We start from the raw sequence: 11,415 nt of genomic DNA on the forward strand, positions 1-11,415 counted from the left end.
CGGCCCCGGCCCCGGCCCCGGGATTCCACCGGCACTCCACCGTTCTCCTACCGCCGGGGCCGCCGACGCACGCGGGAGCGGGCGCGCACATGTGTGAGGGGTGGCCGCCCCACCGGGCGGCCACCCCTCACACATTCATACGTCTGTTCGGTCAGTAGCGAGCGGCTCCGCTCACTGACCACCCTGCTGTTCGTCGCGGCGACGCTGCCACCGCTGCTCGATGCGGTCCATGACGGAGCGGCGCTGCCTTGTCTGCCGACGGGCCGCGGCCCCACCTGGCGCGGCTGCCGCACCCGAGGCCTGTTCGCCCGGCTTGGGCGCCTTGCGCCAACCGGTGACGGCGAGCACCGCGCAGCCCAGCATGACGAGGAAGCCCACCACGCTGATCCAGATCTGCTGGGCGACCATTCCGGCCATGAGAAGGGCGATACCCACCAGGAAGCCCGCGACCGCTTGGTAGACCCGCTTCCGGGTGTACGTACGCAGCCCGCTTCCCTCAAGCGCTGTCGCGAACTTGGGATCTTCGGCGTACAGCGCTCGCTCCATCTGCTCGAGCATGCGCTGCTCGTGCTCCGAGAGCGGCACGGAGTCCTCCTCATCGTGCAGTCGCCGGGGCGACCGGGGGTCCCCTTCAGGATAGGCAGGGAATCGCCCCCGTGAAACCCGCCCCTCTACGCCAACTTCGCCAAACCGGACCTTCACGCCGCTCCGGCTCGCTGAAGCGTGCATTCCCCAGCGGCCGAACCGTCATGCAGAACGGTGTGCCTCGATCATACGGCGCCCATAGCCCGTTCGGGGGCCTGTGGCGTACTCCATGTGCGGCTGCGTCCCTGATCAGCCGGTCGGCCGCGGGAACGCCTCACGCTCCGTCGGCGCCCCGCACCTCGCCGAGCACGTGCAGCTGCGTCGCCACGGAGTGGAAAGCGGGCAGCTCGGCGGCGGCGGCCTCCAGCTGGAGGAGTGCCTCCAGGGCACCCGGCTCGGTGTCCACGAGGACGCCGGGGACCAGGTCGGCGAAGACCCGGACGCCGTGCACCGCGTCGACGCGCACGCCCGCGGCCTCGACCAGACCCGTGAGCTGTTCGGCGGTGAAGCGCCTCGGCACGGGGTCGCCCGCGCCCCAGCGGCCCGCCGGGTCGGTGAGCGCCGCCTGCGCCTCCTTGAAGTGCCCGGCGAGGGCGCGCGCGAGCACCGCGCCGCCGAGTCCGGCGCCGAGCAGGCTGAGGACACCGGTGGGACGCAGCGCGTCGACGGCGAGGCGCACGCCCTCGGCCGGGTCGTCCACGTACTCCAGGACGCCGTGGCACAGGACGGCGTCGAAACCGCCGCGCTCGACGACGTCGAACAGGCCGAGGATGTCGCCCTGGACGCCGCGCACCCGGTCCTCGACGCCGGCCTCGGCGGCCCGGCGCTCCAGCGCGAAGAGCGCGTTCGGGCTGGGGTCGACGACGGTGACGCGGTGGCCCAGACGGGCGACCGGCACCGCGAAGTTGCCGCTGCCGCCTCCGGTGTCGAGCACGTCGAGCTCGGTGCGGGACTCCCCGCCGGTGACCTTGACGCGGCGGTCGAGGGCGTCTTTCAGGACGTCCCAGACCACCGCGGTACGGAGAGAGGCGCGCGGGCGCATCGGGTCCGACACGGCAGTTGACTCCTCGGCGCGTGGGGTGCGAATACCCCCACCCTATTGCCTGCCGCACCGTGCCCCGGCCATCCGTCCCGAGGCACGGACGCGCCGGTCAGCCCGCGTCCGGCGGCTCCCGGCCCGCGTCCTTGGACTCCTGCCGCGGCTGGGGCAGGACGGGCTGGAGCACCAGCATCCGCTCGACGAGGCGCAGGAACATGGCCACGTCGCGGAGCAGGTCGTCGGCGTCGCGGGCGGTGGCGGCGCCTTCGATGCCCGCCTCGGCGCGGGCCCTGCGGGCGGCGCCGGAGGCGAACAGGGCGCTCCACTCGGTCAGTTCGGGGGCTATCTCGGGCAGGACTTCCCAGGCACTGCGGATGCGCTGCCTGCGGCGCGGTGTCGTCTCGGGGCGGCCGCGGGCGGCGAGGACCGCGGCGGCGGTGCGCAGGGCGGCGAGGTGGGCGGTGGCGTAGCGCTCGTTCGCCGTGTCCAGGTGGGTGGCCTCGTCGATTCCGGCGCGGGCCTGGGCGAGCAGTTCGAGGGCGGCCGGCGGGGCCGTGGCGCGGCGCAGGACGGGGTGGACATCGCTCGCCGGGCCGGTCAGTGAGGGAGCAGGGCCGACGGCGCGGTGCCGACGGGCGGCTGCTGCGGAAGTACTGGCCATGACGAACCTCCTGTCGTCGTGTGACGGCGCAGTGGCCGTATGTGTCCATCGTGGAGTACGCCACTGACAATCGGCTCTGACCTGCGACTTTGCCTCGATCGGGGGTTCGGGCTTACTTTTGAACTGACTGGTCAGTTCAAAAGGAGGGGCAGGGGGGACTGTGGACGGTCCGAACGACGGCGTGCGTGGAGCCGCCGTCACCGCCGACGGCTTCGGGCTCAAGGGGCCGCGGGGCTGGGCGTTCCGCGGCATCGGCTTCAGCGCGGAACCCGGCTCGCTGATCGCGCTGGAGGGCCCCTCGGGGTCGGGCCGCACCTGTCTGCTGCTCGCCCTCACGGGACGCATGCGCGCCACCGAGGGACACGCGAGCGTGGGCCGCAGCCGGCTGCCCGACCACCTGGCCGCGGTGCGCCGGATCAGCGGGCTCGGGCCCGTGCCGGGCGTCACCGACCTCGACCCGGCCCTGACCGTCGCCGAGCATCTGCACGAACGGGCGCTCCTGGAGCGGCGGTTCGGTGGCCCGCTGCGCGGGCTGCTGCGGCCCCGCGGCGAGCGGGCGAACGAGACGCGGCTGCGCATCGACACCGCGCTGGCCGCCGCCGGGCTCGACATGGAGCGGCTGCCCAAGGGGCGGCGGACCTCCGTGCGCGATCTGGAGCGCCTCGAGGCCCTGCGGCTCTCCGTGGCGCTCGCGCTGATCGGCAGGCCGCGCGTGCTGGGCGTCGACGACACCGACCTCAAGCTCTCGGATGCCGAACGGACGGAGGCCTGGGGGATGTTGAGGTCCCTCACGGAGCGTGGGACGACCGTGGTGGCCGTGTGCAGCGAGGCGCCTGAGGACGCGGTCGTGGTCCGCACGGACACCGAAGCACGCACCGGAGCCGGCCAAGACGCAGGTCAAGGCACCGGTCAAGGCACCAGCCACAGCGCCGGCCAGAGCACCGACGAACGCACCGACGACGACAAGGAGACGGCGGATGCGCTCGCCGAAGCTCGCCGCGCTTGAGCTCAGGCGGTTCGGCAGGGGGAAGCTGCCGCGCGCGGCGCTCGTCGCGCTCCTGCTGCTGCCCCTGCTCTACGGCGCCCTGTACCTGTGGTCCTTCTGGGACCCGTACGGCCGCCTGGACCGCATCCCCGTGGCACTCGTCAACGACGACAAGGGGGCCACCGCGCAGGGCAAGAAGCTCACGGCGGGCGACAACATCGTCGAAGGGCTGAGGGACAGCAAGACCTTCGAATGGCACGAGGTCACCGACGCCGAGGCACGCAAGGGCGTCGAGGAGGGGACGTACTACCTCTCGCTGACGATGCCCACGGACTTCAGCAAGCGCATCGCGTCGAGTTCGGGGGACTCTCCGGAGACGGGTGCGCTGCGGGTCCGTACGAACGACGCCAACAACTACATCGTCGGGCAGATATCGCGGACGGTCTTCTCCGAGGTGCGCTCGGCCGCGTCCACGAAGGCGTCGCGCTCCTTCCTCGACAAGATCTTCGTCTCGTTCTCCGACATCCACGGGGCGACGCAGAAGGCCGCGGACGGCGCCGACAAGCTGGACGGGGGCATCGGCAAGGCGAAGAAGGGCTCCAAGGACCTCGCGAGCGGCCTGGCGGAGGCCAAGGACGGCAGCGGCGAGCTGGCCGGAGGCGTCAAGCGGCTCCACACGGGTGCGGGCGACCTGCAGGACGGCTCGAAGAAGGTCGCGGACGGCACGCAGAAGCTGGCCGACAAGGTCAATGGCACCGCGGGCAAGGTGCGGCCCTTCCTTGAGAAGGACAACGGCAAGACCATCGGGGACACCGCCCAGCTCGTGGCCGACTCCTCCAAGGCGATGCGCAACCACCTCTCCACCTGGGTGAAGCTCGCCCCGAAGGCGGCGAAGGGCGCCGAGGACAGCTCCGAGATCGTCGACTCCTTCTACGCGGAGCGGTGCGAGAAGGCCCCGGTGCCCGACCCCGGGTGCGCGCGGCTCAAGGAGGTCAAGAAGTCCGTGGCGAACGTGTCGACGATCGCCGACGACATGAACACCGTGGTCAAGGACCAGCACAACGACGTCGCACAGCTCGACAAGCACCTGGCCGCGCTGGAGAAGAAGTCGCAGGCCCTCGCCGACCGCGCCCCGCACCTCGACGAGGACCTGAACACCGCCGTCACGCAGATCAACGACCTCAACAAGGGCGCCGGCAAGGTCGCCAAGGGCGCCAAGAAGCTGCACACGGGCCTCGGCACGGCGAAGACCGGCGCCGACGACCTCGACGCGGGCCTCGGCAAGCTGAAGACGGGCGCGAGCGACCTCAAGGGCGGCATGTTCAAGCTGGCCGACGGCTCCGAGAAGCTGTCCGGCGGGCTGCACGACGGCGTCAAGAAGATCCCGGACTACGACAAGAAGGACCGCGACGAGCGCACCGGCGTCATGGCCGACCCGGTCCAGCTGGCCTCCCAGTCCCTGCACAAGGCGCCCAACTACGGCACGGGCTTCGCGCCGTACTTCATCCCGCTGTCCCTGTGGGTCGGCGCGATGGTGGCGTACATGCTGATCCAGCCGCTCAACCGGCGCGCGCTCGCCGCGGGCGCGTCCGCGTGGCGCATCGCGGTGGCGGGCTGGCTCCCGGTGGCCGCCCTGGGCGTGCTGCAGACCGCGGCCCTGCTCTCGGTCCTGCACTGGGGGCTCGGCCTGCAGATGGCCAGGGCGGCCGGGACGGTGGGCTTCCTGTGCCTGGTGACGGCGTGCTTCGCGGCGATCGTGCAGTGGCTCAACGCCCGCTTCGGAGCGGCCGGGCGGATCCTCGTCCTGGCCGTGCTGATGCTGCAGCTGACGTCGGCGGGCGGCACGTATCCCGTCCAGACGAGCCCCGGATTCTTCAGCGCCATCCACCCCTTCCTGCCGATGAGCTACGTCGTCGAGGCGCTCCGCAGACTGATCACGGGCGGCGGCCTCGGCCCCGTGTGGCAGGGCTGTGCCGTCCTGACCGCCTTCACCGCGGGCGCCCTGGCCCTCACCGCGCTCTCCGCACGCCGCAAGCAGGTGTGGACCCTGGACCGGCTGCACCCGGAGCTGAGCCTGTGAGCACGGCGCGCGCGGAGCGGCGGACGGAACCTGTGAGAATCGGGGCCATGGACAGCAGTGCAGGCGGCACCCGCCGCGAGGCCACCCGGCAGAAGCTCTACGAGGCCGCCGTCACCCTCATCGCGGAACAGGGCTTCTCGGCCACGACGGTCGACGAGATCGCCGAGCGGGCGGGGGTCGCGAAGGGCACCGTCTACTACAACTTCGCGAGCAAGTCGGTCCTCTTCGAAGAGCTGCTGCGGCACGGCGTCGGCCTCCTCACCGCCTCCCTGAAGGAGGCCTCCGAGGAGGCGGCCGGGAACGGCGGCAGCAAGGTCGACGCCCTGGACGCGATGATCCGGGCCGGCCTGGTCTTCATCAACCGCTACCCGGCCTTCACCCAGCTGTACGTCGCCGAACTGTGGCGGACCAACCGGGCCTGGCAGTCCACGCTGCTCGTGGTCAGGCAGCAGGCCGTCGCGGTGGTCGAGGACGTGCTGCGCGCGGGCGTGGAGAGCGGCGAGCTCAGCGAGGAGATCGACATCCCGCTGACGGCCGCGGCGCTCGTCGGCATGGTCCTGGTGGCCGCTCTGGACTGGCAGGCCTTCCAGCCGGAGCGCTCGCTCGACGACGTGCACGCGGCGCTGTCGCGGCTGCTGCAGGGCCGGGTCAGCGGCACGCGCGCGTAGACCGGTGCCGCCCGGGAGACCAGGGCACGCACGACGACGCCGGTCCGGTGCCGCCTGTTCCCCCAGGCGGCACCGGACCGGCGCTTTTTCGTGTCCCCCCGCAACCCCCGTTCGACCCCCGTGTGGTCGTTCCCCCGAGTCACCCCCGTGTCTCGCTCCCGCCCGGAGGGCGGAAGGAGCGGCCAAGGGCGCGGCGCCGTTCCGCAGCCCCGTGTCGGCGGTACCGGCGCTGCGCCCTTCTCCGTGCCCCACACTCTTCCGTCTGAGCAGCAGGAACCCCATCCGTGCGGGTACTCATCTCACTCTCTAGGTACGGATACTCAGGCATACGCACTCATCCCCAGGCCGCCGGGCCCCCGACTGGTTACGATCGCGTCCGTGTCCGTACTCCCCCTGGTGTTCACCAGCGGCTGGGCGAGCGGGATCAACGCGTACGCCGTTGTCCTGCTGCTCGGCGTCTTCGGGGCGACCGGGGTCAGCGACGAGGTCCCCGAGGCGCTCCAGCGGCCCGACGTGCTGATCGCGGCCGGTGTGCTCTTCCTCTGCGAGGCCGTCGCCGACAAGATCCCCTACGTCGACTCCGTCTGGGACACGGTGCACACCGTGATCCGGCCGGTGTCCGGCGCCGTGGTGGGGGCGCTCCTCGCCGGGCAGAGCGGGTCCCTCCCGGACCTGGCCGCGGGCGCGGTGGGCGGCTCGACCGCGCTGGCCAGCCACGCGGTGAAGGCCGGCACGCGGATGGCGATCAACACCTCGCCCGAGCCGTTCAGCAACGTCGTGATGAGCACGGCCGAGGACCTCGGGGTCGGCGGCCTGATCAGCTTCGCGATGTTCTATCCGGAGGCCGCCGCGATCATCGCGGCCGTGCTGCTGCTCATCGGGGTCTTCCTGCTGTTCTTCCTCGTCTCGCGGATCCGGCGGTTCCTGCGGCGCCGGGCGCAGCGCCACGAGGAGAAGCGGCTTGCGGGCCGCGCGGGAGGCCCGCCGCCCTGAGGCGCGCGCCGGACGCCCGGGCACCGGGGCTCCGGCGTGACGGTCAGTGGCTGCCGATACAGTCCCTGGCATGGCACGGATTGTGGTGATCGGCGCCGGGATGGGCGCGATGACGGCGGCCGCCCGGCTGGCCGTCGCGGGCCACCGGGTGGTGGTGTACGAACGCGGGGCGACGTACGGCGGTGCGCTCGGCCGCGTCGAGCGGGACGGCTTCGCCTTCGACACGGGACCGGCGCTGCTCCAGCTCCCCGCGGTCTACCGCGACCTGTTCGTCAAGACGGGCAAGGAGCCCCTGGAGGCGTGCGTCGAGCTCGCCCAGGTGGAGCCCGCCGTGCGCCACGTCTTCGCGGACGGCACCACGGCCGACCTGCCGAACGCCTCGCGCGCGGGCGTGGGCGAGGCCCTGGACGCGGCGCTCGGTGAGGGCGCGGGCGCCCGCTGGGCGGCGTTCATGAACCGTGCCAGGGAAGCCTGGGACCGCACGCGCCGCCCTCTGCTGGAAGAGCCCCTGTGGCCGAACTGGCAGGTACTCGCCGACCGCGAGCCCTACCCCTCGGTGCCGCACAAGCGCCTGCTGCGCCGCGAGCGCCGGGCCGGCACGCTCGGCGAGGTCGGCGAGCTGGAGCTGGGCGGCGACCCGCGCCTCGTCGCGCTCCTGGAGCAGTTCGCGACGGCGCACGGCCTGGATCCCCGCACCACCCCGGCGAGCGCGGCCGTCCTGCCCTACCTGGAGCAGACGTTCGGCACCTGGTCGGTGCGGGGCGGAATGCGCGCCCTGGCCCGCGCGGTGCACGAGCGGTGCGTGGCCCGGCGGGTCGAGTTCGTCTTCGGCGCGGCCGTCACTCGCATCGTGGAGAAGGACGGGCGCGCGGCGGGGGTGGAGCTCGCGGACGGCACGACGGCGGACGCCGACTTCGTGGTCGCGGGCGTCGCGCCCGGCGTCCTGGACGGCCTGCTCCCCGGTGCGGACATACGGGCGGAGGGTGACATCCCGGCACGCGCCGGCATGCCCAGCCGTCTGACCGTCCTCCTCGCCCTGTCCGGCGCGCGCCCCGAAGGCGCCCCCCTGCGCACGGTGCTGCACTCCGGTGACCGCGAGGACGAGCTCGACCGCCTCTTCGGCGAGCGGCCCGGGCTCCCCGCCTCCCCCACCGTCACGGTGCTCCGCCCCGACGACCCGGCCGTGACGCCCGACCGGGCGCACGAGGCGGTGACGCTCACCGTGACGGTGCCCGCGCACCTGGAGGTCACCGAGGAGGACGTGGAGCGGGTGATCTCGCGTGCCGAGGCCGTGGTACCTGACCTCCGAGGCCGCCTCCTGTGGCACGAGGCGCGTACGCCGGCGGACGTCGCGGAGGCCACCGGCGCCGACGGCGGCGCGGTCCCCGCCCCGTCGCTCGCCGCGGCCGGCGGCAGGCTGCTGCACCCGTCCAACAGCACGCGGCTGCGGGGGCTGCTCGCGGTCGGCGGCTGGGCCCACCCCGGTGGGGGTCTCCCGCACGCGGGCATGTCGGGCACGCTGGCGGCGGGCCTGATCGTGGAGGGGCCGGAGTTCCGCGGCTCCCGGTGAGCGACCGGGTTGAGGCGCGCGGGGTGAGCGCCCGGCGCCCGGGGGCTCAGTACCGGTACTGCTGCTCGTTGTAGCCCGAGCCGTCGTACCCGCCGGTGTTCCCGTCCTGGTACGGGTAGGGCTGCTCGGGCGGCAGCTCACCGCCGTACGTCTCGTCGGTGGTGCGCTGCTGCGGCACCCAGACGCCGCCGGGCGGGGTGTCCTGGTACGTCCCGCCGGGCCCGCCGCCGTAGGTGTCGCCGCCGTACGGGGCGTACTGCTGCTGGTCGGCGTAGCCCTCGTAACCGTTGAAGTCCTGGCGGGCGCCGTAGGTCTGCGTGCCGATGTACGGATCGGAGTAGGCGGCGTACTGCTGCTGTCCGGTGCCGTCGTACCCGTAGTTCTGCTGGTCGTAGCCGCCGTAGGCCGCGGCGTCGTAGCCGTGGGCGCCGTCGTACGCGCCGTCGTACGCGCCGTCGTACGCGTCGCTCTGGTGGGTGTCGCCGGCCGTCGGCGGCGCGTGGGCCGCCTCGTCGTACACGCCGTACTGCCCGGTGTCGTCGGGCATCGGCTCGGGCTCGTAGACCCCACCCGCGGGGGCGTCGGGGTCGTGCGCGGGCGGCGGCGGGACCTGCTCGTACTCCAGGTCGGAGACCCGCAGCGTCGGCTCCTGCGCCGCGGCGCCCCGTCGCGGCGCCCTGCGGCGCTTGCTCAGGCCCGGGCGCCCGCCGAGCGCCCAGCCGGTGGAGAAGCCCCGGCGGAACGACAGCGTCACGTACGCCTGGCCCGTCGCGAAGGCGACGGCGCCCAGGCCGATGATCCACACCGAGGGGATCAGGACGCCGACGACCACCCCGAGGAAGCCCGCGAAGGCCAGCAGCCGCCAGCGCAGCCGCGCCTTGTACTGCAGCAGGACCTCGCCGAGCAGCCACAGCGCGACGAATCCGAACGCGATGTAGAGGACCGTCCAGCCCATGTACGCCCCTCTCCCCTACGGCCGCCGCCCTTGGTGCGGGTACGACCGGTCAGGCCTGGTGATGCAGGCCCAGATTCTCGTAGATCTCCAACGTCGCCGTGGAGTTGTTCAGCGTGATGAAGTGCAGCCCCGGCACACCTTCGGCCAGCAACCGCGCGCAGAACTCCGTCGCGAACTCGATGCCCATGGAGCGTACAGCGGCGGGATCGTCTTTGACGGAGAGGATGCGCTCTTTCAGCTCGGCCGGGAACACGGCGTTGCTGAGCTGGGGCAGCCGGTCGAGCTGGCGGACGTTGGTGACGGGCATCATCTCGGGGATGATCGGCGTCCGGCAACCCGCCGCCTCGACGCGGTCGCGCAGCCGCAGGTACTCCTCGGGGTCGAAGAACATCTGGGTGATCGCGTAGTCCGCGCCGGCCCGGCACTTGTCGATGAAGTACCGGATGTCGGAGTCCCAGTCGGCCGAGCGCGGGTGCATCGCGGGGAACGCGGCGACGCCCACGCAGAAGTCACCGGACTCCTTGATGAGTTCGACCAGCTCGGCGGCGTAGGTCAGGCCCTCGGGGTGGGCGATCCAGTCGCCCAGCGGGTCGCCGGGCGGGTCGCCGCGGACCGCGAGCATGTTCCTGATCCCCGCGTCCGCGTACTGCCCGATGATGTTGCGCAGCTCGGCCACGGAGTGGTCGACCGCCGTCAGGTGCGCGACGGGCGTCAGCGTCGTGTCGGCGACGATCTGCTGGGTCTCCTTGACCGTGCCGGTGCGCGTCGAACCGCCCGCGCCGTAGGTCACGGAGACGAAGTCCGGGGCCACCGCCTCGACCCGGCGCAGCGCGTTCCAGAGGTTCCGCTCGCCCTTCGCGGTTTTCGGGGCGGAGAACTCGAAAGAAAACGTCGTTTTGCCGGTCGCGAGCATGTCGCGCACCGTTCGCGCACGGTCAGTCCTGGTCGAAGCTGTGCCTAGGGCCATACCGGCAGGTTAGCCAGGCCCGGGCGGTCGCCCAACCAGGCCCGGGAGATTTGGCCGGTTTGCCGGTTTGTTGTCCACGGATCGGACACTCCCGGGCTGTTGCTCACACAGACGTTCACAGACGTTCGCGGCGCACCCGGACCGGCGGGTCACACCGCCGCGCGCACCCGCTTCGCGAAGTCCGCGGCGGCGGCGCCCGGGTCGTCGGCCTCGGTGATCGCCCGCACCACGACGACGCGGCGCGCACCCGCGTCGAGGACCTCGTCCAGGTTGCCCGCGTCGATGCCGCCGATGGCGAACCAGGGACGGTCGGTCCCGAGCGAGGCCGTGTACCTGACCAGATCGAGGCCCGGGGCGTGGCGGCCCGGCTTGGTGGGCGTGGGCCAGCAGGGGCCCGTGCAGAAGTAGTCCACGCCGTCCTGGGCGGCGGCCGCCGCGGCCTCCGACTCGGCGTGGGTGGAGCGGCCGATCAGCACCTGGGAGCCGAGGATGCCGCGGGCCACGGGCACGGGGAGGTCGCCCTGGCCGAGGTGGAGCACGTCGGCGCCGACGGCATGGGCGACGTCCGCGCGGTCGTTCACCGCGAAGAGCTTGCCGTGCCGCCGTGCGGCCTCGGCGAAGACCTGGAGGTGCTCGACCTCCTCGCCGGCCTCCATGCCCTTGTCGCGCAGCTGCACGACGTCGACGCCGCCCGCGAGGACGGCGTCGAGGAATTCCGGGAGGTCCCCCTGGCGCTTGCGGGCGTCCGTGCACAGGTAGAGCCGGGCGTCGGCGAGCCGGTCGCGGTGGTCGGCGGCCATGGAGAAGTCCCCCCGTTGTCGGTGGCGTGGGGGGGGGGGGGGGGGGGGGGGGGGGGGGGAGGGAGGGGGGGGGGGGGGGGGGGGGGGGGGGGGGGGGGAGGGGGAGGAGGGG

At 72.8% G+C, this 11,415-nt stretch carries 11 protein-coding genes; 5 read left to right on the forward strand and 6 right to left on the reverse strand.

The genetic code is table 11. The features are described 5' to 3' along the window. Positions 1-171: 171 nt before the first annotated feature. The 3 genes from ACZ592_RS35685 to ACZ592_RS35695 form a co-directional block, all read right to left on the reverse strand. Positions 172-585: a DUF3040 domain-containing protein gene (locus ACZ592_RS35685; RefSeq protein WP_471585875.1), complete on the reverse strand. Its 414-nt coding sequence runs from the start codon at positions 583-585 to the stop codon at positions 172-174. A 274-nt stretch (positions 586-859) separates the two neighbouring features. Beyond that, positions 860-1,639, reverse strand: a complete 780-nt coding sequence (locus tag ACZ592_RS35690) for a methyltransferase (protein ID WP_471585876.1) — start codon at positions 1,637-1,639, stop codon at positions 860-862. 97 nt (positions 1,640-1,736) lie between these two features. Continuing rightward, the gene (locus tag ACZ592_RS35695) at positions 1,737-2,285 is read right to left on the reverse strand and encodes an SAV_6107 family HEPN domain-containing protein (RefSeq protein ID WP_471585877.1); all 549 of its coding nucleotides are present in this window, start codon (positions 2,283-2,285) and stop codon (positions 1,737-1,739) included. A gap of 160 nt (positions 2,286-2,445) precedes the next feature. On the opposite strand from ACZ592_RS35695, the gene ACZ592_RS35700 reads away from it, so the two are divergent. The 5 genes from ACZ592_RS35700 to ACZ592_RS35720 all read left to right on the forward strand — a co-directional run bounded on the left by ACZ592_RS35700 (position 2,446) and on the right by ACZ592_RS35720 (position 8,581). Continuing rightward, a complete protein-coding gene (locus ACZ592_RS35700; RefSeq protein WP_471585878.1) occupies positions 2,446-3,291 on the forward strand; it encodes an ATP-binding cassette domain-containing protein in 846 nt (281 codons plus the stop codon). Further along, the gene (locus ACZ592_RS35705; RefSeq protein ID WP_471585879.1) at positions 3,263-5,350 is read left to right on the forward strand and encodes a YhgE/Pip family protein; all 2,088 of its coding nucleotides are present in this window, start codon (positions 3,263-3,265) and stop codon (positions 5,348-5,350) included. The genes ACZ592_RS35700 and ACZ592_RS35705 overlap by 29 nt, the downstream gene beginning before the upstream one ends. 47 nt (positions 5,351-5,397) lie before the next feature. Then, positions 5,398-6,018 carry a TetR/AcrR family transcriptional regulator gene (locus tag ACZ592_RS35710; protein ID WP_471585880.1) on the forward strand — a complete coding sequence of 207 codons (621 nt, stop codon included), beginning with the start codon at positions 5,398-5,400 and terminating at the stop codon, positions 6,016-6,018. 378 nt (positions 6,019-6,396) lie between these two features. Then, positions 6,397-7,011 carry a DUF4126 domain-containing protein gene (locus ACZ592_RS35715; RefSeq protein ID WP_471585881.1) on the forward strand — a complete coding sequence of 205 codons (615 nt, stop codon included), beginning with the start codon at positions 6,397-6,399 and terminating at the stop codon, positions 7,009-7,011. 70 nt (positions 7,012-7,081) lie between these two features. After that, positions 7,082-8,581 carry a phytoene desaturase family protein gene (locus ACZ592_RS35720; protein ID WP_471585882.1) on the forward strand — a complete coding sequence of 500 codons (1,500 nt, stop codon included), beginning with the start codon at positions 7,082-7,084 and terminating at the stop codon, positions 8,579-8,581. Between the two features lie 46 nt (positions 8,582-8,627). On the opposite strand, the gene ACZ592_RS35725 is transcribed toward ACZ592_RS35720, so the two are convergent. From ACZ592_RS35725 to thiE, 3 genes are all read right to left on the reverse strand, one after another. Further along, the gene (locus ACZ592_RS35725; protein ID WP_471585883.1) at positions 8,628-9,536 is read right to left on the reverse strand and encodes a hypothetical protein; all 909 of its coding nucleotides are present in this window, start codon (positions 9,534-9,536) and stop codon (positions 8,628-8,630) included. Positions 9,537-9,585: 49 nt separating this feature from the next. Continuing rightward, positions 9,586-10,503, reverse strand: a complete 918-nt coding sequence (metF, locus tag ACZ592_RS35730) for a methylenetetrahydrofolate reductase [NAD(P)H] (protein WP_471585884.1) — start codon at positions 10,501-10,503, stop codon at positions 9,586-9,588. 149 nt (positions 10,504-10,652) lie between these two features. Further along, positions 10,653-11,303, reverse strand: coding sequence for a thiamine phosphate synthase (gene thiE, locus ACZ592_RS35735; RefSeq protein ID WP_471585885.1), 651 nt, complete (start codon positions 11,301-11,303; stop codon positions 10,653-10,655). Positions 11,304-11,415 lie beyond the last annotated feature (112 nt).

Source organism: Streptomyces sp. NPDC040622, from assembly GCF_055593965.1.

Coding starts and splice junctions, on each gene's coding strand:
- ACZ592_RS35695 (WP_471585877.1), bottom strand. CDS start 2,285: ATGGCCAGTACTTCCGCAGCAGCCGCCCGTCGGCACCGCGCCGTCGGC.
- thiE (WP_471585885.1), bottom strand. CDS start 11,303: ATGGCCGCCGACCACCGCGACCGGCTCGCCGACGCCCGGCTCTACCTG.
- ACZ592_RS35705 (WP_471585879.1), top strand. CDS start 3,263: ATGCGCTCGCCGAAGCTCGCCGCGCTTGAGCTCAGGCGGTTCGGCAGG.
- ACZ592_RS35720 (WP_471585882.1), top strand. CDS start 7,082: ATGGCACGGATTGTGGTGATCGGCGCCGGGATGGGCGCGATGACGGCG.
- ACZ592_RS35725 (WP_471585883.1), bottom strand. CDS start 9,536: ATGGGCTGGACGGTCCTCTACATCGCGTTCGGATTCGTCGCGCTGTGG.
- ACZ592_RS35710 (WP_471585880.1), top strand. CDS start 5,398: ATGGACAGCAGTGCAGGCGGCACCCGCCGCGAGGCCACCCGGCAGAAG.
- metF (WP_471585884.1), bottom strand. CDS start 10,503: ATGGCCCTAGGCACAGCTTCGACCAGGACTGACCGTGCGCGAACGGTG.